This window comes from Nonomuraea sp. B10E15, assembly GCF_039871615.1.
In the GTDB taxonomy this organism is placed as follows: Bacteria; Actinomycetota; Actinomycetes; order Streptosporangiales; family Streptosporangiaceae; genus Nonomuraea.
The window spans coordinates 195,432-214,874 of sequence record NZ_JBDPMB010000008.1; the positions used below are offsets into that span (position 1 = coordinate 195,432).

Annotated in this window: 15 protein-coding genes; 8 read left to right on the forward strand and 7 right to left on the reverse strand. The window is 69.9% G+C overall.

Features of this window, described 5'->3' with window-relative positions; translation table 11 throughout:
• Positions 1–11 precede the first annotated feature (11 nt).
• Together ABGB14_RS23960 and ABGB14_RS23965 are read left to right on the forward strand one after the other, a co-directional pair.
• Positions 12–2,462: a nitrate- and nitrite sensing domain-containing protein gene (locus ABGB14_RS23960; protein ID WP_347646056.1), complete on the forward strand. Its 2,451-nt coding sequence runs from the start codon at positions 12–14 to the stop codon at positions 2,460–2,462.
• Positions 2,459–2,836, forward strand: coding sequence for a DUF742 domain-containing protein (locus tag ABGB14_RS23965; RefSeq protein WP_347646057.1), 378 nt, complete (start codon positions 2,459–2,461; stop codon positions 2,834–2,836). The genes ABGB14_RS23960 and ABGB14_RS23965 overlap by 4 nt, the downstream gene beginning before the upstream one ends.
• Positions 2,837–2,850: 14 nt before the next feature.
• On the opposite strand, the gene ABGB14_RS23970 is transcribed toward ABGB14_RS23965, so the two are convergent.
• The 5 genes from ABGB14_RS23970 to ABGB14_RS23990 all read right to left on the reverse strand — a co-directional run bounded on the left by ABGB14_RS23970 (position 2,851) and on the right by ABGB14_RS23990 (position 8,302).
• Positions 2,851–3,423: an ATP/GTP-binding protein gene (locus ABGB14_RS23970; protein WP_347646058.1), complete on the reverse strand. Its 573-nt coding sequence runs from the start codon at positions 3,421–3,423 to the stop codon at positions 2,851–2,853.
• Positions 3,404–3,766 (reverse strand): DUF742 domain-containing protein, encoded by a 363-nt coding sequence (locus tag ABGB14_RS23975; protein WP_347617458.1) that lies wholly within the window; start codon positions 3,764–3,766, stop codon positions 3,404–3,406. The genes ABGB14_RS23970 and ABGB14_RS23975 overlap by 20 nt, the downstream gene beginning before the upstream one ends.
• Positions 3,763–4,170: a roadblock/LC7 domain-containing protein gene (locus tag ABGB14_RS23980; RefSeq protein WP_347617457.1), complete on the reverse strand. Its 408-nt coding sequence runs from the start codon at positions 4,168–4,170 to the stop codon at positions 3,763–3,765. Before ABGB14_RS23980 ends, ABGB14_RS23975 begins: the two co-directional genes overlap by 4 nt.
• On the reverse strand, positions 4,167–6,278 hold the full coding sequence (locus ABGB14_RS23985) for an ATP-binding protein (RefSeq protein ID WP_347646059.1): 2,112 nt from the start codon (positions 6,276–6,278) through the stop codon (positions 4,167–4,169). The genes ABGB14_RS23980 and ABGB14_RS23985 overlap by 4 nt, the downstream gene beginning before the upstream one ends.
• Before the next feature lie 422 nt (positions 6,279–6,700).
• Complete coding sequence (locus ABGB14_RS23990) at positions 6,701–8,302, reverse strand: hypothetical protein (RefSeq protein ID WP_347646060.1); 1,602 nt, start codon at positions 8,300–8,302, stop codon at positions 6,701–6,703.
• A gap of 329 nt (positions 8,303–8,631) precedes the next feature.
• On the opposite strand from ABGB14_RS23990, the gene ABGB14_RS23995 reads away from it, so the two are divergent.
• A complete protein-coding gene (locus ABGB14_RS23995; protein WP_347646061.1) occupies positions 8,632–9,303 on the forward strand; it encodes a hypothetical protein in 672 nt (223 codons plus the stop codon).
• 4 nt (positions 9,304–9,307) lie between these two features.
• Here the strand turns inward: ABGB14_RS23995 and ABGB14_RS24000 are convergent, their stop codons facing one another.
• Positions 9,308–11,320 (reverse strand): glycosyltransferase, encoded by a 2,013-nt coding sequence (locus ABGB14_RS24000; protein WP_347646062.1) that lies wholly within the window; start codon positions 11,318–11,320, stop codon positions 9,308–9,310.
• Between the two features lie 150 nt (positions 11,321–11,470).
• On the reverse strand, positions 11,471–12,601 hold the full coding sequence (wecB, locus tag ABGB14_RS24005) for a UDP-N-acetylglucosamine 2-epimerase (non-hydrolyzing) (RefSeq protein ID WP_347646063.1): 1,131 nt from the start codon (positions 12,599–12,601) through the stop codon (positions 11,471–11,473).
• A 188-nt stretch (positions 12,602–12,789) separates the two neighbouring features.
• Here wecB and ABGB14_RS24010 point away from each other — a divergent pair, with 188 nt between their 5' ends.
• From ABGB14_RS24010 to ABGB14_RS24030, 5 genes are all read left to right on the forward strand, one after another.
• The gene (locus ABGB14_RS24010) at positions 12,790–14,340 is read left to right on the forward strand and encodes a glycosyltransferase family 4 protein (protein ID WP_347646064.1); all 1,551 of its coding nucleotides are present in this window, start codon (positions 12,790–12,792) and stop codon (positions 14,338–14,340) included.
• A 133-nt stretch (positions 14,341–14,473) separates the two neighbouring features.
• Positions 14,474–15,721: a nucleotide sugar dehydrogenase gene (locus tag ABGB14_RS24015; protein WP_347646065.1), complete on the forward strand. Its 1,248-nt coding sequence runs from the start codon at positions 14,474–14,476 to the stop codon at positions 15,719–15,721.
• Positions 15,722–15,740: 19 nt separating this feature from the next.
• Positions 15,741–16,829, forward strand: a complete 1,089-nt coding sequence (locus ABGB14_RS24020; protein WP_347646066.1) for a glycosyltransferase — start codon at positions 15,741–15,743, stop codon at positions 16,827–16,829.
• A gap of 33 nt (positions 16,830–16,862) precedes the next feature.
• On the forward strand, positions 16,863–18,650 hold the full coding sequence (locus ABGB14_RS24025) for a DUF4434 domain-containing protein (RefSeq protein ID WP_347646067.1): 1,788 nt from the start codon (positions 16,863–16,865) through the stop codon (positions 18,648–18,650).
• A gap of 58 nt (positions 18,651–18,708) precedes the next feature.
• A complete protein-coding gene (locus ABGB14_RS24030; RefSeq protein ID WP_347646068.1) occupies positions 18,709–19,374 on the forward strand; it encodes an NUDIX domain-containing protein in 666 nt (221 codons plus the stop codon).
• Positions 19,375–19,443: the final 69 nt, after the last annotated feature.

Sequence of the window (19,443 nt, forward strand, 5' to 3'; positions counted from 1 at the left end):
GAGCAGGTGTCATGGCATCGGGCAGATCCATCAGATTCAAGATCTCGACGCTGCTCGTCATCCCCTTGGTCTCCCTGATCGCGCTCTGGGGCTTCGCCGCGAGCACAACGTCGGGAGAGGCGCTCAGCCTGCTCAAGGTCGAGACCATCTGGACCGGTGTCATCAACAGGGCCGACGCCCTGGTGTCCGGCCTGCAGGCCGAGCGACTGGCCTCGGCCGAGCGGCTCGCGGGCGCGGTGCAGGATCCGAAGGCGCTGGCGCAGGCTCGGGAGAAGGTCGACGTGGCCAGGAAGGAGCTGCGCGACGGAGCGATGGCGCAGGACACCCAGGACGTCCTCACCCCGGACATGCGGACCCAGCTCCAGACCGTGCTCGCGGAGGCCGACCGGCTGCCCGACATCAGGAAGAAGGTCGACGACCGTAGGTTCGTCGCCGGCAACCTCGTCACGGAATACTCGAAGGTCTCCGACGAGATCCACCTGCTGTACTCCAGGCTGGTGGTCAGCACCGACCTGGAGCTGTCCCTGCAGGGGCAGGGCCTGATCACCGCCGACCAGGCGCGCGAGCTGCTGAGCCGTGAGCACGCGCTGATCGTGGCCACGAACGGCCGCGCCACCATGCACGAGACGCACATGCTGGCCGGAATCGACGGGGCCAGGACGTACCTGTATCCCCAGGCCCTGGCCAACCTCGACACCGAGCTGCGGGCGCCGTTCGAGAAGCTGTACTACTCGCCCCGATACGTCACGATGGAGAACCTCCTGGAGGGCTACATCGGCGGCCAGCGGGTGGACATGCAGCTCTGGCGCGGCATCGCCGATCAGGTGCAGGCCGAATATCGGGAGGCCATCGGCACCACCGGCGACAAGCTGCTCGCCAGGATGGAGCCCGCGGGCGTGTCCGTCCTGGTGCAGGCCGGCGTCGCCGGCGCGCTCGGCCTGATCGCGGTCGTGTTCTCCGTCGTCGTCTCGATCAGGGTCGGCCGCCGCATCACCCGCGAGCTGGCCGCGCTGCGCCGCACGGCGCTCGACCTGGCGGAGATCAGGCTGCCCGAGGTCGTGTCGAAGCTGAGCAAGGGCGAGAGCGTCGACATCGCGACCGAGGCCCCGCCGATCAGGGTGAGCGAGAACTCGACCAGCGAGGTCAGCGACCTCGCGGCGGCGTTCGACAGCGTCCAGAGCACGGCCGTGGACGCCGCCGTCGAGCAGGCCAGGCTGCGCGAGGGCGTGTCGGAGGCGCTGCGCAACCTGGCCAGGCGCAGCCAGTCGTTGCTCCAGCGCCAGCTCCGGCTGCTGGACGAGATGCAGCGGCAGACGGAGGAGCCCGAGGCCCTGGAACGGCTGTTCAGGCTCGACCATCTCACCACCCGCATGCGCCGCCACGCCGAGGGCCTCGTGCTGCTGTCCGGCGGCTCGGCGGGCCGCAGGTGGCGCGGCGTCATCCCGATGGAGGACGTGCTGAGCGGCGCGGCCGCCCAGGTCGAGGAGTACACCCGCGTTCGCGTCTACCCGATGGCCGAGTGCGGCGTCTCCGGCGCCGCGGTGGCCGACCTGATGCACCTGTTCGCCGAGCTGATCGAGAACGGCACCTCGTTCTCCTCCCCCGGCAACGAGGTCTCCGTGCGCGGCGAGATGGTCGGCAAGGGCTTCGCGGTCGAGATCGAGGACCGCGGCCTGGGCATGGACGAGCACACCCGCAGGGCCATCAACGAGCGCCTGGCCAGCGCGCCGGAGTTCGACCCCGCGCAGACCGAACGGCTCGGGTTCGCGGTGGTCGCGATGCTCGCCGCCAGGCACGGCGTCAAGGTCACGGTCAAACCCTCACCGTACGGCGGCACCACCGCCATCGTGCTGGTGCCCGGTTCGCTGGTCGAGCCCATCCCCACGCCCGTGCAGCCGATGGACTTCGAGCCCGTCTCCGTGTCGGTCGTCAGGGAGGAGCCGACCGGGCCGGGCGAGCTGCCGCGCCGGATCCGTACCAGCAGACGGGCGGTGGGGGGCGGCCCCGCGGCGGTGCCGCAGCAGGGTCAGGGGAACGCTCGCACGGTGGTGCCGCAACAATCCCAGGGGAACGGTCGTACGGCGGTGCCGCAGCAACTCCAGGGCGGCCCGACGGCGTTGCCACAGCGGCAGGACCCCGAGCCGGCCGAGCCGCCGCAGCGCGAGCGGGAGACAGGGCTGCCGCAGCGGGAAAGGGAGACAGGGCTGCCGCAGCGCGAGCGGGACGCGGGGCTTCCGAGGCGCGAGCGGACGACGGGCCTGCCCCAGCGGGAACGGGAGACGGGGTTGCCGCGGCGCGAGCGGCAGGCGAACCTGCCGCAGCGGCTCAAGGAGGCGCCGCCCGCCGAGCAGCCGGTCGCGGAGCGCTCACCTGAGGAGGCCAGAGCGCTGCTCTCCTCGCTCCAGTCCGGCTGGCAGCGCGGGCGGCAGGACAGCGAGCAGGATGGGGGATCTGGATCGTGAGTCGCGAGCACGAGTGGGTCGACGAGGAGGCGGGGCCGGTCGTCCGGCCGTACGCGGTCACCCGCGGGCGCACCAGGCCCACGTCGTCGTCGGCGCTCGACCTGCTGGCGACCGTCGCCTCGACGGGCCTGCCCGCGCCCGCCAAGGCGGAACTCGGCTCCCAGCACCGCCGGCTGCTGACCTGCGTGGCGGGGCAGTCGAAGCCCGTCGCCGAGGTCGCCTCGACCCTCGGCCTGCCGGTCGCCGTGGTGCGGGTGCTGCTGGGAGACCTGCTCGACCACGGCCTGGTGACCGTACGCCCGCCGCGCGACAAGGCCGCCGCCCCCTCGGAGTCGTTGCTCCGAGAGGTGATCAACGGCCTGCGTGCCCTGTAGCCGGGGCCCGCGCGTCAGTTCGCCGAGGCGAGGGTCCGCAAGGAGTGCTCGACCAGGGTGATCATGACCTCCTTGGCGGAGGTGCGCCGCCGCACGTCGCAGAGCATCACCGGTACGTCGTCCTCGAGGTCGAGCGCGATGCGCACGTCGTCGACGCTGTGCCGGGCGGCGCCGTCGAAGCAGTTGACGGCCACCACGAACGGCGTGCCGCGCTGCTCGAAGTAGTCGACGGACGGGAAGCAGTCGGTCAGCCGCCTGGTGTCGGCGATCACGACCGCGCCCAGCGCGCCGTGGGACAGCTCGTCCCACATGAACCAGAACCGCTCCTGGCCCGGCGTTCCGAACAGGTACACCACGAGCCCGTCGCGGATCGTGATGCGACCGAAGTCCATCGCGACGGTGGTGGTGGACTTGGCCTCCACCCCGTCGAGGTCGTCGACGCCGATCCCGCGGTCGGAGAGCACCTCCTCCGTGCGCAGCGGCTTGATCTCGCTGATCGACCCGACCAGTGTGGTCTTGCCGACGCCGAACCCCCCCGCGACAAGAATCTTGAGCGCGACGGGGTCCTCAGAGAGCACGGAGTCCATTGATCACTTCCTTGAGAATGCGCTCGTTCGAGCGCGCCCCTCCAGCCGAGGGCGACGTCACCGAGATGAGGCCGTTGTCACGCAGGTCGCCGAGCATGACCCGGACGACGCCGACGGGCAGGTCGATCTCGACGGCCAGGTCCGCCACCGAGATCGGGTTTCGCGCTGCCCGCAGGATCAGTTGCTGTTCTGGGCCGAGCTCGTCAGGCGGGTCGCCGATGACGCGCACGGTGGCCACGAGGTCGAACGTGTCTCCGGAGGAGTGCGTGCGACCGCGGATGAGAGCATAGGGCCGGACGATCGGCCCCGCCTCCTCATCGAACCACTGCGGGCTATCGCTCATGACGCTCCAGCGCGTGGGTTGGTGCTGATGTGCTGACCCACCCGCTTGACCAGCATCGCCATCTCGTAGGCGATGTGGCCGACGTCCACGCTGGCATCGGCGATGACGGCCAGGCAGGTGCCCTGTCCGGCCGCGGTGACGAACATGAACGCGCTCTCCATCTCCACGATGGTCTGGCGCACGTCGCCGCCGCCGAAATGCCGCCCGGTGCCGCGGGCCAGGCTCTGGAACCCGGCCGCGACCGCTGACAGGTGCTCGGCGTCGTCACGGGTCAGCGCGCTGGAATAACCCACCGCCAGCCCGTCCGTCGACAGGATGACCGCCTGGCGGACCGCGGCGACCCTCGTCGCGAGGTCGTCCAGCAGCCAGTTCAGTTCACCGGTGTTGGTGGCCGGCACACTCATGCATCCCCCTTACTCATGGGCCCCTCCTCAGAGGCTTCTTCTCGGGCGCGTTGCGTTCCCCGCTGGAACGCGGAGAACAGGTCGCGTACCTCTTCGGGAGAGCGTTCGGCCTGCGGCTCCGGCTCAGGCGGTTGTTGCTTGAGCTGCGGCGCCAGCTTGGCCTGACGCACTCGCCTGGGCAGCCCGGCGTGGGTGCCCGAGGTCACGACCGCGAGCGCCTTCTTTCTCGTACGGCTCGGCAGGGCGGCCTTGCCGTCGCCGCCGCCCGCCTCCAGTGTCGCCTGGTCGGACACCAGCGTCCGCGGCACGAGCACGATGGCCGTCGTGCCGCCGAAGGGCGAGCGTCGCAGCAGCACCTGGATCCCGTGCCGTTCGGCCAGCCTGGCCACCACGAACAGGCCGAGCCTGTCGCTGTCGGCCAGGTCGAACTCGGGTGGCGCGGCCAGCAGCGCGTTGAACTGGGCGTATTCGCCGGCCGACAGCCCGAGGCCTTTGTCCTCCACCTCGATGGCGTAGCCGTTGCTCACCATGTCGCCGCTCACCCGGACCGTGGTGTCGGGCGGCGAGTAGATGGTGGCGTTCTCGACCAGCTCGGCCACCAGGTGGGTGATGTCGGCCGCTGTGGTGCCGTCGACCGCGCCGACCGGCATCGCCTCCACGGCGACCCTGGTGTAGTCCTCGACCTCGGCGACCGCGGCCCTGACGATGTCGATCACGGACACCGGCTTGCGCCAGGCCCTTCCTGGCTCGGCGCCCGACAGCACCATCAGGCTCTCCGCGTGGCGGCGCATGCGGGTGGTCAGGTGGTCGAGCCGGAAGAGCTCTTCCAGCCGGTCGGGGTCGTGCGTGCGGCGCTGCATGCCGTCGAGGAGCGCGAGCTGGCGGTGCAGCAGGCCCTGCTTGCGGCGGGCGAGGTTGAGGAAGACCTGGCCGACGCCGCGCCGCAGCGAGGCCTGGCCGACCGCTGCGTTGACGGCGGTGCGCTGCACGGAGCCGAAGGCCCTGGCCACGTCGGTGATCTCAGCGGAACCGCTCACCTTGATCGCCTTCGTTTCCTTCCGTACGTCGACGTCCTCGCCCCTGCGCAGCCTCGCCACGATCTCGGGCAGCCGGGTCTGCGACAGCTCGACCGCGGCCGAACGCAGCCCGCCCAGCTCGCCGGCCAGGCGGCGACCGAAGCGTACAGAGATGATGATTGACGCGAGCACCGCGATCAAACCGACGCCGCCCGCGATGGCGATCTTGACGATGGTTGAGGTGGCGGCCTCGGCCGCGCGCGTGGCCACGGTCGCGGACGACTCGGCGCCGATCTCGTCGAGCTGGGTGGTGAGCCGGTCGACGATTTCGTGCCAGCGGTCGTTGTCGGCGGGCAGCTCGCCGGATCCGGCGACGCGCGCCTCCAGGCTGGTGAAGGAGAGGAAGGGGTCGGTGGCGAAGACCAGCTTGTACGGCTCGCGCAGCCGCACGTCGAGCCCGGCCAGCCCGCGCGCGTGCAGGAACTTCCTGGAGGCGACGTACTCGGTGAAGGCGGCCGCCTCGGCGTCGCTGAGCCGTTCGGCGCCGCGCGTCCCGACGATGAGGGCGTGCTCCCTGGCGATGTACTCCCGGGCCATGCCCATGGCCTGCATCGCGGAGGCCTGCTGGTAGATGGCCAGGTCGGAGACCGTGACCAGGTGGTCGTAGACCAGGAAGAGCCGGTCGAGCACGTGGTTGTAGGCGTTGAGCGTGGTGAGGCGGTTGCCGCGGCTCTCGTCGACGCCGGCCCTGATCTGGCCGAGCCGGTCGAGGGCGACGTTGAGGTTTCCGATGGGGCGGCGCAGGTCGCTGTCGACGGCGTCGCCGGCCTCGTCGACGGCCCGGCGGAAGTCGTCGACGGCCTTGTCGGTACGGGAGCGCTGGCTGCCGAGCACCTCGGAGAGCTCACGCGCGGTGAGCGGTTCCATCGAGCGCACGCGTTCGGCCTGCAGCTGTAAGCCCAGGTCGGTGGAGGTCACACCGATCGTCTGGTAGAGCGTGTCCGCCCGGAGCAGTGACTGGGTGTCGCCCATGGTGAGGTTGAGCACGAAACCCCACAGCGCGCTCAGAGACAGGAGGGGTAGCAGCAGCAATAAGAAGATCTTGAACCGAATTGACCGGTTTCGCGAGCCCATGTCCCAACCTCGAGTCGGGGGCATTTCCACACCTTGTGTAAATACACCTCCGGAAGATCGCACAGGAGACTAGCACCGTTTATGGTCCCCGCGCAGTGGGGGGAAGACGTTCATTACCGGGATTATTGGGACGGGATCTTGGGCTCTCGGCGGGCCGAAGCGGGTTGATGGCGATCCTGCGGATCGCGGCTCGGTCGCTTGGATCCGGTGTCTTCCCTCGTCGTTCGGTCGCTGCGCTCCCTCTCTCCTCAGTCCAGACACCGGCGCTCCCTCGCGGGTTGATGGCGATCCTGCGGATCGCGGCTCGGTCGCTTGGGTCCGGTGTCTTCCCTCGTCGTTCGGTCGCTGCGCTTCCTCTCTCCTCAGTCCAGACACCGGCGTCATCGCCCGAGTTCCGCGACGGCGCGCAGCGCGGCGGACACGGCCGCGTCGGCGCGTCCGACGGGCGCGGAGTCGGAGCCCGCGATCGCGATCCTGCCGAAGCTCCTGCGCGCGACATCCGCGGGGAAGGGCCCGTCGGGATAGTACGGGTGCCAGGGCCGGCAGTACTCGGGCGTGTTCGCGTGCCCCCACCGGTCGACCGTGATCGCCTCGATGTCCGCCGCGGGGTCGAAGCCGGCAGGGCCGAGCAGCCGGGCCAGCTGGTCGCGGATGGTGTGCTCGAGCCGCCCGTACGGCGTCCTGACCAGTTCCCGCCTGCCCGCCGCGGCGCCCGCGCCGGGCCCCAGCTCGGAGCGGCAGGGCGCGGCCAGGAGGTGCACGGTGGCGGGCGGTTCGAGCTCGCAGAAGCACCAGTACGCGCCCGTCCAGCGCACCCGCCGGACGCCGAGCCGCCGCCATGCGTGCGCGTCGCGCACCTGCACCGTGGCGTGCAGCAGCGGCACCCTGATCGCCGAGCGCAGCGCCCGCCGCTGGTCCTCGGGGAGTTCGGGCACCAGGTACGGGACGACCGCGCTCCAGCAGGCCAGGATCACCGCCCCGGCCTCGACCGTCATGACCTGGTGGCCGTCGAAGTAGCCCACGGTCGCGGCGCGGGCGCCGTCGCGCGCGAACACCACCGGGCTGGACAGCCGCAGCCGCGCCCGGCCGTCGGACGGCGGCGGGGCGACGTGGTCGCCTCGGACGCCGGCCTGCCATTCCTGCCGCACGCTGGGCGAGTTGAGCCGGGAGGGTTTGTCCCGGTCGAGCCCGAGGCCGGCGAACCCCGGATAGCCGGTGCCCCAGGCGTCGATCGCGCCGAAGGCCCGGGTGTCGTAGGCCCATTCGCGGCACGGCATGGTCCGGCAGAACCGCTCGACGTCGGGATGGACGCCGCACACCTGGAGCAGGAACTCGGAGTACGTGAGCGCGGCCAGCCGCTCCTGCTTCTCCTCCGCCGACAGCCTGGGGAACCAGTCGGGCGGGTTCTCGTGGAGCATGCGCAGGTCGCGCCTGGCCCGCTCGGCGATCGGCGCCTCGCCGGCCCATCCGGGCGAGTCGAGCCTGACCAGCGTGTCCGCGCCGAAGGTCTCCGCGTCGCACATCACGCCGTCGGGCCGTCCCCGCTCGGCTCCCTGGCGGGTCCTGCGGCGCAGCGCGTCGCGCCGGGCCTGCCCCGCGGCCTCGTCGTGGTTGTCGAGGACGAGGACGGAGGCGCCGGGATCGTGCCGCAGCCATGCGGTGGCGGCGCTCATCCCGCTGCGCCCGCCGCCGGCCACCACGAGGTCGTAGCGCTCGCCTGTCGCCTCCGGCGCGCCCGCGTGGGCCCAGAACCGCCCGTCCCGCAGCGCGTGCGGCACGCTGAGCGCCTCACTGGTGTCTCCCCGCACCGTGAAGCCGCCCGGCCCGTACGCGGCGTTCTGGGGCGTCTCAGCCTGCCCAGGGGCGCCATGCGCCACTCGTGCCGCCGCCGGGCTCCCCAGAGCGCTCACGGCTATGCCGTCGAAGAAGTCCCGGCGGGAAATGATCTGTTTCATCCCGAGGTCGCGTGGAGTCAGGCCCATGGCGCGATCATCAGCAGCCGGGTGAAAAGCGGCGTCATGCCGCGCAGTGGTTCGAGAAACATTTTGCGCGACCTATTACGGCGAATGCCTGATCGGGTCACCCGTCCGGCATGTCAGGCCGGAGAGTCAAGTGGCCGGCACGCCCCTCTTGGCAGCCTCCTGGCGGTGGCGGGTGCCTGACCAGCACGATCGCGGCACCCTACGTGGGTCGCGGAACCGGAAAAAGCCGCGAAACCATTGAATCCCGCGAATAGCGACGTTGCCCGGCTGCGTACTCTCCGCTTCCTCTAGCGTTTTCGACAATGCCGCGCGAGCGAATTGGAGCGTATATGCTTAAGACCATTTCTGGCATATGTCTGGGCATGCTGGCCCTTGCCGGATGTTCCTCCGGGGAGGAGCCGCAGGCCCCCGCCGCCTCGGCGTCCGCGTCCTCGCCGTCCGCCGCATCGGCCAAGCTCCGCGCCGCCCTGCTGCCGGTGCCCGACGGCATGCACGTCGCCTACGGCCCCGAGCTGGGCGCGTTCGGCAAGCTCAAGTCCACCCAGCAGGGCATCGCCGCGCTGCGCCAGGCCAAGCTGCAGCGCCCGGAGTGCGCGGGCGCGGCGCAGCTCGACATCGAGCAGCCCGACATCGCGGGGGCGCCCGCCGCGGTGATCGCGTTCGCCGCCGAGCGCGGCTCGATCACGCAGGCGGTGGTGTCGCTGCCGTCGGAGTCCTTCCCCAAGCCGCTGCCGCGCCAGTGCGCCTCCTACACGGCCGACGTCGGCGGCACGCAGGTGACGTACACGACCAGGACGCTGAAGATGCCGCCCAAGGGCGACGAGTCGCGGGCCTACCTCACCTCGGCGGCCGGCGGCGAGAAGAACGCGCAGATCGGCTCCGTCATGATCAGGCGGGGCACCGTGGTCATGAGCATGCTCGTGGTCGGCCAGAAGGTGAAGGCGCAGGGCCTGTACGAACTGGCCCGCCTCGCCGACAAGAACCTCGAACAGGTCGCCTGACGGGTCAGATGAGCACGTGGTCGTCAGGGCGGCCGACGAAGGCGAACTGCGCGTTGCGGGTCAGCTTGATGTGGTCGGCCTGCCACGTGTGCATCGAGGCGTCCGCGCTGCGCCAGTAGACGAAGTTGAAGCGGTCCGCCGAGTAGATCTTGACGGAGTCCTCCTTCAGCCGCCGTACCAGCTGGGTGTCCTCGCCGCGGGTGATGTCCGCGAAGCCGTACGAACGGAACATGTCGGCCTTGCCGAGGAACGTGCCGCCCTGGACGAGGAACGAGTAGCGGTGCTCCAGACCGGGCAGGCGCAGCATGGTCGTGTTCATGCCCTCGAAATAGGCGTAGTGCGCGCCCTTGCCGACCAGCTCGGCGTCGGAGTAGTCGAACGCCCTGACCAGGTCCGACAGATAGTGCTCGCCGTAGAGGTTGTCGTCGTCCATCTTGGCGATCAGGTCGCCCTCGGCGGCGGCGATGCCCAGGTTCATGCAGGCGCCGAGCGAGAGCGAGGCGTCCGCGGGCAGGACGACGACGTCGGTGATGCCCGCCATGCGGGCCTTGTCGGCGACCACGACCGGGTCGATGTCCAGGCCGTGCAGCACCATGACGAGCTGGAGCGGCCGGTGGATCTGGCGGGCCACCGACGAGATCGCGTGCTCGATCTGGGCGGCGCGGTTGGTGGGCAGCACGACCGAGATCGAGCGCGACCTCGCCGGCGTCTGCTGCCCGAGGAGCTGGAGGATCTGGTCGACGCGGTGGGAGAACAGGTGCTTGTCGAAGACCTCGCGCATCGCCAGGTGGCCCGTCCTGGCCCGCAGCTCGGGGCTGTTGATCAGGTGCAGCACCTGGTTGTACGACTCGACCGGCTCGCGCGCGATGGGGACGAGCTCGCCGAAGGTCTCCTCGATCGCCCGTGACCACCCCGACACGACGGGGGTGGCGCAGGCCGACAGCTCGAAGACGCGGCGGGCGCACATGGTCGGCGAGTCCAGCACCGAGTTGACGTTGAGGAAGACCTTGTACATCCGGTACGCGGCCAGCATCCGGTCGTAGGGCAGCTCGCCCACGATGTGCGGCCGGTACTTCTCCGGCCAGGCGTACTTCTCGTCCACCTCGCCGTTGCGGGCGAAGATGTGCAGCCCGAGCTCCCTGATCGGGTCGAGCACGGTCTCCATCTGCTCGCGGCGCTCGGGGTGCTTGTCGCGGAAGTACATCCCGGCGAACACCACGTCGTGCAGGCGGCCCTGGCGCTGCTGGATGGGGTTGTGCACGCGGGGCTGGGCGGCGAACTGCAGCACGTCCACCCGGTCATGTCCGAGAACTTCGCGATATTTCGGCAACATGTCACCGTCGCAGGTGAACACGTAGTCGAACAGCTTGGCCGTGTCGATGAAGAAGTCGAAGTTCGGCGGGTCCTCCTTGTTCCAGAAGACCGTGGGGATGCCCTCCTGCCTGCACCAGGCCACCAGGTCGCGCAGCGGCTCCTTGGGAGCGTTGGTGCCGGTCATCTGGTAGCGCCAGCGGCCCTGGTTGCCGTGCCAGGCCGACTCGCAGAACAGCAGGTCGGGCCGCTTGTCCGCGAAGATCTCGGGCCAGTCCTTGAGCCCGAACTCGATCTGGTCCCACTCGTAGCGGAAGGCCATCCTGGAGAAGTCGTCGAGGATCACCGCGACCTTCAGGTCGGGCCGGTTGACCGGGCCCGCCGGCCACTTCACCGCGGGCACGTCGACCAGCGGCGGCCGGTTGTTCGCCGCCTCGATGGCCTCGGTGACGGGTGTGGGCGGCTTGGGGGCCTTCTGCTTCGACCTGACCGCCTCGACGATCTTTCCGGGGCTCTTCGTGCCCAGCGCCTCGCCCAGCTTGAACGTGCGCTTGGCCTGCGTGGCCTCCAGCTTCCAGCCGGCGTACGCGGCCTTGGCCTCGGCGATCTCCAGCCGCCGCCGCAACTCTCTCAGCTCCGCCTCGTACCGCTCGACGACCTTGCGGTCCTCGGGCAGCCAGTTGACGGGGCCGAGTCGCTGGTACACGAACTCGGAGGGTTCGTGTTGGGAAGATCCGTGCGAAGCACCGAGATTCTCGGGGGGAACGCGGGGGGCCTGCCCCCCGCGAGGATTTTCGGCCATGGTGGGACGCCTAACGCTCAGCGGAGGTACATCATGCTACGGCGGAAATGGCCACTATTCGGGGCGTTTGCCCTGAGAGGCAGGGGCCAGGTTGTCCCCCTTGAGCCAGGCGGAGATCACCTTCGCGATCCGCGGGCCGGCCTGGCCGTCCCACAACACCGGGAGCTCGCCCGCGGGCGTCGAGGCGCCGTCGGCCAGTGACTTCTCCGCCGCCGCCGGCAGCAGCGCGGGCGTGACCAGCCGGTTCGTGCCGTGGGTGATCGTGATCGGCCGCTCGGTGTTGGGCCGTACGGTCAGGCACGGCACGCCCAGCACGGTCGTCTCCTCCTGCACGCCCCCGGAGTCGGTGACCACCAGCGCGGCCCCGCGGACGAGGGAGAGGAAGTCCACGTAACCCAGCGGATCCACCACCTTGACCGACGGGCCGTCGACCAGGCCCGCCTCGGCCAGCCGGGCCTTGCCCCTCGGGTGCACGGGCACCACGAGCGGGATCTGCCGCGACACGTCCAGAACCGCGTCGACCAGCTCCTTGGCGGCCTCGGCCGTGTCCACGTTCGCCGGCCTGTGCAGGGTCGCCACGGCGTAGCGGCCGGGCAGGCCGAGCCGTTCCACCACGGGCGCCGGGTCCAGCGAGGGCAGGGCCGCGTACAGGCTGTCGATCATGGGGTTGCCCACCAGGTGCACCTTCGACGCGGGCACGCCCTCGGACGCCAGGTAGGACAGCGCCTCGGGCGAGGTGGCGAACAGCACGTCGGCCAGCGCGTCGGTGACGACCCGGTTGACCTCCTCCGGCATGCCGCGGTCGAACGAGCGCAGCCCCGCCTCCACGTGCGCGGTCTTCACGCCCAGCTTGGCGCAGACGAGGATCGCGGCCAGCGTCGAGTTGACGTCGCCGTACACCACGACCAGGTCGGGCTCCTGCTCCTGCACGACCTCCTCCAGGCCGACGAGCAGCGCCGCGGTCTGCCTGGCGTGGCTGCCCGAGCCGACGCCCAGGTTCGCCACCGGCTCGGGCAGGCCGAGATCGGCGAAGAACACGTCCGACATCAGCGCGTCATAGTGCTGACCGGTGTGGATGATGCCCTGCCGCACGCCGAGTTCACCGAGTGCCCGGACCACCGGGGCCGCTTTCACGAAATTGGGACGAGCACCCAATACGTGCAGGACCAGGGGGTTCTCCCTCATTGACCTCGCCTTTCATAGCGGAAGGGAAAAAACGCTGCCTATGGTACGGTCACCGCGTGGCATCCGACGCCAGTCGTCAAGACTCCTCCCGCTCATCCGACAGGGTTTCCGCGAAGTCCGCCCGTGCCGGCGTCGGTGGACTTCTCAAAGGCTTCGTCCAGCACCCGATCATCGTTTCCCGGGTGGTCATGACGAAGGTCAGATCCGACCCCGTCCGCGTGGCCCAGGCCGCCGCCGACACGCTTCCGCCCCGGATGCGGCCCATCGTGGGCAGCGTGGCCTGGCCGGCCGCGCGCCGGGCCCGGCGCATGGTGCGCAAGTTCGGCATGCGCGTGGTCAAGGGTCCGTGGAACGAAGCCAAGACCCACTGGGACGCCGGCCGCGTCAGCGAGGCCGCCGCCGTGCTCGAGGCGCACACCAAATACCCCTTCGTCAAGCGCAGGGCCGCCTACTACCGAGGCGAGTTAGCCGCCATCAGCCCCGACCCGATCCCGCCGGCCCCCAAGGTGGCCATCCTGAGCCGGGTCGAGAACCGCGTGCTGCACGTCGTCACCAACGCGCTGCCGTACACGCAGGCCGGCTACACCGTCCGCACCCACCGCATCGTCAGCTCGCAGAAGGCCGCGGGCATCGATCCGCACGTGGTCACGAGCTGGGGCTGGCCGATGTTGCAGGGCCACGCCGACGCGGCCCCGTACGAAGAGATCGACGGCATCCCCTACTACCGGCTGCTGCCGGACGGGCACGGGGAGATGCCGTTCGAGACCCAGGGCCGCATCACGCGGGGCGCCGACGGGGTCACCAAGCTGGTGACCGAGCTGCGGCCGCGGGTCGTGCACGCCGCCACCGACCACCGCAACGGCTCGATCGCCCACGCCGTGCGCGACAGGACGGGCACGCCGTTCGTCTACGAGGTGCGCGGCTTCCTGGAGGAGACCTGGGCCTCGCGCGACCCGATCCGCGTCGGCAGCCAGCGGCACGTGCTCCAGCGCGAGCGCGAGGCGTTCCTGATGCGCGAGGCGGACGCCGTGGTGACGCTGGCCGAGACGATGGCCGCCGAGATCGTCGAGCGCGGCGTGCCCAGGGAGAAGATCCACCTGGCGCCCAACGCCGTGGACGACTCGCTGCTGTCGGCCCACTACGACGGCGCCTCGTTCAGGCAGGCGTACGGCATCGAGCCCGGCGAGATCGTGGTCGGGTCGGTGTCCAGCATCGTGGCCTACGAGGGATTCGCCACACTGTTGCGGGCCGCCGCGCTGCTGCGTGACGACCGCACCCCGGTGCGGGTGCTCATCGTCGGCGACGGCACCGAGCGCGACAACCTGCTCGAGCTGGTCGACGAGCTGGGTCTGAGTGACGCCGTCCTGCCGGGGCGGGTCGGTCCCGAGGAGGCGCTGCAGGCGCAGGACGCCATCGACATCTTCGTCTGCCCGCGCGAGGACCTTCGCGTGTGCCGACTTGTTACGCCATTGAAACCGGTCGAGGCGATGGCGCTCGGCAAACCCGTCGTGCTGAGCGATCTGCCCGCGCTTTCCGAGCTCGTCGGCTCCGACGGCGCCGGAATGCTCGTGCCGCCCGGCGATCCCGCCGCGCTGGCCAAGGCGCTCGCCGGGCTCAGGGAAGATCCCGGCAAGCGCGCGGAGATGGGCGATGCGGGACGGGCCGAAGTGGCGGCGAAGCGCACGTGGAGCCGGGTTGCCGAGACTTATCAAGCTCTATACCGGTCTCTTGGTGAATGATGACCTTCGTGTTGGCTGTCTCTTACGACGGGTTCGGTCGCATTAGGCGTGAGCTAGGTGGACTTGAGATAACCTTTGCGACCATGAAGTGTTGTTTCCGGCTCCTCAAGGCACAGCTGTGACAGAAATCGACTTGGCTGTCATCGGTCTGGGCTACGTCGGCATGCCGCTCGCCAAAGAGGCGGCGGCCGCCGGGTTGCGGGTCGTCGGCGTGGACGTCGACCCCCGCAAGGTCGACGCGCTCAACGCCGGGCAGTCCTACATCGATGACCTGACCGACGCGGACCTCGAGCACATGCTGGCCAACGGGTTCAGCGCCACGCTCGACGAGACCGTGCTGGCCAGAAGCAACACCATCGTCATCTGCGTGCCCACCCCGCTCGACGAGGACCACCGTCCTGACCTGTCGGCCGTGGAGGGCGCCACCAAGACCGTCGCCCGCAACCTGAGCAAGGGCACGCTCGTCGTGCTCGAGTCCACCACCTGGCCGGGCACCACCGACGAGGTGGCCAGGCCGCTGCTGGAGAGCTCGGGACTGCGCGCCGGCGAGGACTTCCACCTGGCGTTCTCACCCGAGCGCATCGACCCGGGCAACCCCAAGTTCGGGCTGCACAACACCCCCAAGGTCGTCGGCGGCTACACGCTGACCTGCCGCGACCGGGCGACGGCGTTCTACGGGGGATTCATCGAGCAGGTGGTGCCGGTCAGCGGCACTCGCGAGGCCGAGATGGCCAAGCTGCTGGAGAACACCTACCGGCACGTCAACATCGCCCTCGTCAACGAGATGGCGATCTTCTGCGACGAGCTCGGCATCGACCTGTGGGAGTCGATAGAGGCCGCCGCGACCAAGCCGTTCGGCTTCCAGAAGTTCCTGCCAGGGCCGGGCGTCGGCGGGCACTGCATCCCCGTCGACCCGTCCTACCTCTCCTACACCGTGCGCAAGCTCGGCTACCCGTTCCGGTTCGTCGAGCTGGCGCAGGAGATCAACGAGCGGATGCCGTCGTATGTGGTGGCGCGGGTCCAGCGATTGCTGAACAGCAACAAGAAGCCCGTGAACGGCGCCAAAGTGGTTATGCTCGGCGTCACGTACAAACCGGATATCGCCGACGAACGTGAAACCCCGGCGCTCCCGGTGGCGCGGGCGCTGCTGGAACTGGGAGCGGAGCTCTCGTTCGCCGATCCGTACGTCAAGGAGTGGTCGGTCGACGGCACCGCGGTGCCGCGTGAGGAGGATCTCGCCGAGGCCGTGACCAACGCGGACGTGACGCTGCTCCTGCAGCAGCACGCCGCGTTCGACCTCGACATGGTCGAAGCGAAAGCCAGGCTCGTGCTGGACACCCGAGGCGTTCTCGCCGAGGGTGAACGCGTCGAGCGGCTGTAGCGACGGAGGGCTGCGCGCAGTGCACGTGCTCGTCATGACGGTGGTGCATAACCCCGAGGACGCGAGGATTCTGCATCGGCAGATACGCGCTCTCGTGGACGCCGGTCATGAGGTCACGTACGCGGCGTCCTTCACCGCCTTCGGCGTCGTCCCCCGTCCCTGGGTCACGGGCGTCGATCTGCCCAGGGCCGCGCAGCGCAAACGCCTGTCCGCGGTGTGGGCCGCCCGCCGGCTGTTCAAGCGCATGCGCGACAAGGTCGACCTGGTCCTGGTCCACGACCCCGAGCTGCTGTTCGCCGTGTGGGGCGTACGCAACAGGCCGCCCGTGGTGTGGGACGTGCACGAGGACACCCCGGCCACGCTCTCGCTGAAGCCCTGGCTCCCCTCGCCCCTGCGGCCGCCCGTGCGCTTCATGGCCCGCATGCTCGAAGGCACCGCCGAGCGCCACATGCACCTGATGCTGGCCGAGACGGCGTACGCGGGCCGGTTCAAGCACGCCCACCCCATCGTGCCCAACGAGACCTGGGTGCCCGACTCCGTGACCCCGCCCGGCGACGACCGGGTCGTCTATCTCGGCTGGCTGTCGCGGGCCAGGGGCGTGATCGAGGCCGTCGAGGTGGCCAAGCTGCTGCAGCCGTACCGCGTGGCCGTCGAGCTGATCGGGTACGCCGACCCGCAGAGCCGTCCGATGCTCAACCAGGCCGTCACCGAGGGCCTGCTGGAATGGCGCGACTTCATGCCCAACGACGAGGCGCTCAAGCGGCTCGACGGGGCGCTCGCGGGGCTTTCCTTACTCCACGACGAGCCCAACTACCGGCATTCCATGCCGACGAAGATCGTTGAGTACATGGCCCACGGCATCCCCGTCATCACCACCCCCTCCCCGCGCGCTGTCGAGCTGGTCGAACGTTACGACAGCGGCGTCGTCGTGCCGTGGGAGGACCCCAAGGCGGTCGCGCAGGCGGTGCTGACCCTCCGCGACGACGTGCGGGAGCGGCGGGCCCAGGGGGCGCGCGGTTACGCGGCGGCCCGCACCAACCACCACTGGCCCAACTCCGCGAAGCGGTTCGTCGCCCAGCTGGAGTCGTGGGCGGGCCTCAGCCGATAACGGTTCTCCTTCAAGGGCGGTAGGTACCTGAACGTGCGCTGGCTTTTCCTCGCTGTGGGCGCGGCCATTCTCGCCGTTGTGGCGGCGGCGATCATCGTGTTTCCCATCTCGTCGGAGAAACCGGTCACCCGGCCGGCCACGCCCAAGCCGTCGAGCACCCAGCCGACGCCGAAGGTGAGCGCGGTCACCGACCGGTGTGGAACGTTCGAGACGAAGGAACAGGCCCCCTACGCCGTCACCGGCTACTGGATCACCCCCAAGTCCAACCCCTGCACCTGGCGCAAGCAGTTGCAGGAGATCCACAGCGTCGGCGGCGACACGATCATCAGGATCGGCTACGGCCTGCAATACCGCCCCGTCACCCGCTCCGGCGAGATCAAGACCAAGGACGGCGAGCTCGACTCGCTGTACGAGGCGTGCGAAGAGGACGGCCTGACCTGTCACGACGCCGCCGAGCGGGATCTGAAGAAGGCCAACCCCGGCAACCGGATCGGCCGCACGTACGTCTACCGCACCGACGAGTCGTTCGGCGAGGGCCTGTTCCGCTGCCCCGAGATGGAACACGCCATCCAGACGCCCAAGCGCACCTATTTCCGGCTCATCACCCAGCCGGACGGCTCGGACGACTCCACGTGCGACTTCAGCGGCAAGGCCGTCTCCTACGACATGATCCTGATCGCGGGCAAGCCCACGGACAGCCTGACGGAGCTGCTCGGGCTGGCCGACCAGTTCGGCATGCGGGTCTTCCCCGCGCTGCCGCTCGCGCCCCGCGACCCCAAGACGCCGACGAGGGCCAACAAGAAGCACATCGGCACGCTCACCACGGTGACGCGGCGCATCCTGCAGGACTACGGCGTGCGCTTCGCCGAGCGCGAGTCGCTGGGCGGCGTCTACCAGCCGTTCGAGGTCCAGATGTCCGACACCCTGGCCGACAACCCGACGCTGGAGGTCTACGCCGACCAGCACCGGATCGTGGAGCAGGAACTCCCCGGCAAGCCCATCCTGATCAGCCCCTACCTCGACGCCCGCAAGCGGGTGGCGTTCGGCCAGACGCCCAGGCAGGTGGCCGAGGGGTTCAGGGCGCTGACGAAGACGGGCGTCGGCATCATCGCGCCCCAGGACAGCCGCGGCACCGGCAAGGTGGGCCTGTTCTGGCCCGACGAGCGCGAGAGCGAGGTCGACGAGCGGCTGCGGCCTGTGGTGGGGGAGTCGACGTACGAGACCGCGTACCACGGCTCCACGCGCGACTACTACCGCGAGATGTCGCTCGCCCGCGAAGAGCTGCTCATGGCCGGTTACGAGGTGCAGCTGTGGGCGAACGTGGAGGCGTTCGAGCCGTCCGGCGACCAGCCGTGCGCCCCGCACGGCACCCGCGGCAAGACTGACAAGAAGCGGCTCGACCAGGCCGTGACCATGGCCGGGCGCTACGTGCAGAAGATCGTCTCCTACATGTGGAGCGACTTCATGACGTGCGGCCAGCCCTCGCTGGAGCAGGAGATCACCGCCGACTGGCGGCGGCCGCTCGCGGTCGACGCGATCCGCCGCGGGCGTGACGTCCAGGACGGCGTGGAGGTGCGCGGCTACAACTTCAGGGGCGGCACGGTCACCGTCCAGTGGTCCGGCGGGACCGAGGAGCTGGTGGTGTCCGCGGTCGGCTGGCTCGACGAGGACCCGCTGGAGGAACTGCCCGAGGGCATGGCCACCGCGTGGGTGCCGTTCAACTGGTCACAGGTGCCGGCCGGAGAGTGGGTCAGGATCGGGGTGAAGCTGCCGTCAGGCCAGTCGACGACGGAGCCGTTACACGTGCGGATCGACACCTGACCCCGAGGGCCGTCGCAGCGTTCGCTCCCCGTCCGCGGCTGCGTGTAACGTGCCTGCCATGGTCCCGAGCATCCCGGTCAGCGTCGACCTGGTCGTGCTCACCGTCCGCAACCAGGCGCTGAGCGCGCTGGTGTGGCGGCGCGACAATCCGCCGTTCCTGCGGCGCTGGTCGCTGCCCGGCGGCTTCATCCAGCTCGACGAGGACCTGCCGGCCGCCGCCCACCGCATCCTGGCCGAGCGGGCCGGCCTGCCGGGGGCGCCCGTGCACCTGGAGCAGCTCCAGACCTACGGCTATCCCGACCGCGATCCCCGCCAGCGGGTGCTGAGCGTCGCCTACCTCGGCCTCGCCCCCGACCTGCCGGCCTCGGAGAAGGCCCACATGAGCTGGCAGCCGGTCGACTCGCTCGCCGTCATGGCCTTCGACCACCGCCGCATCATGAAGGACGGCGTCGAGCGGGCCCGTTCCAAGCTGGAATACACCCCGCTGGGCGCGGCCTTCTGCCCGCCCGACTTCACGGTGGCCGACCTGCGCCGCGTCTACGAGATCGTCTGGGGCCGGGTGCTCGACCCCCGCAACTTCCACCGCAAGGTCACCAAGGCCGAGGGGTTCCTGGTGGAGACGGGCGCGACCACGACCCGCGACGGGGGCCGCCCGGCCAAGCTCTACCGCCGGGGCCCGGCCGAGCTGCTCCACCCGCCGATGTTGCGCACCCTCAAAGACTGACGCGCTCGCGCTTCCCCAGAAAACCGGACATTCAGCTCCGTACGCCCGTAAGATCACATGTCAACATGC

What these genes read in the sequence shown, in the direction of transcription:
- ABGB14_RS23960 (WP_347646056.1), top strand. Translation starts at nt 12, where the DNA reads ATGGCATCGGGCAGATCCATCAGATTCAAGATCTCGACGCTGCTCGTC.
- ABGB14_RS23970 (WP_347646058.1), bottom strand. Translation starts at nt 3,423, where the DNA reads ATGGACTCCGTGCTCTCTGAGGACCCCGTCGCGCTCAAGATTCTTGTC.
- ABGB14_RS23975 (WP_347617458.1), bottom strand. Translation starts at nt 3,766, where the DNA reads ATGAGCGATAGCCCGCAGTGGTTCGATGAGGAGGCGGGGCCGATCGTC.
- ABGB14_RS23980 (WP_347617457.1), bottom strand. Translation starts at nt 4,170, where the DNA reads ATGAGTGTGCCGGCCACCAACACCGGTGAACTGAACTGGCTGCTGGAC.
- ABGB14_RS23990 (WP_347646060.1), bottom strand. Translation starts at nt 8,302, where the DNA reads ATGGGCCTGACTCCACGCGACCTCGGGATGAAACAGATCATTTCCCGC.
- ABGB14_RS23995 (WP_347646061.1), top strand. Translation starts at nt 8,632, where the DNA reads ATGCTTAAGACCATTTCTGGCATATGTCTGGGCATGCTGGCCCTTGCC.
- wecB (WP_347646063.1), bottom strand. Translation starts at nt 12,601, where the DNA reads ATGAGGGAGAACCCCCTGGTCCTGCACGTATTGGGTGCTCGTCCCAAT.
- ABGB14_RS24010 (WP_347646064.1), top strand. Translation starts at nt 12,790, where the DNA reads ATGACGAAGGTCAGATCCGACCCCGTCCGCGTGGCCCAGGCCGCCGCC.
- ABGB14_RS24030 (WP_347646068.1), top strand. Translation starts at nt 18,709, where the DNA reads ATGGTCCCGAGCATCCCGGTCAGCGTCGACCTGGTCGTGCTCACCGTC.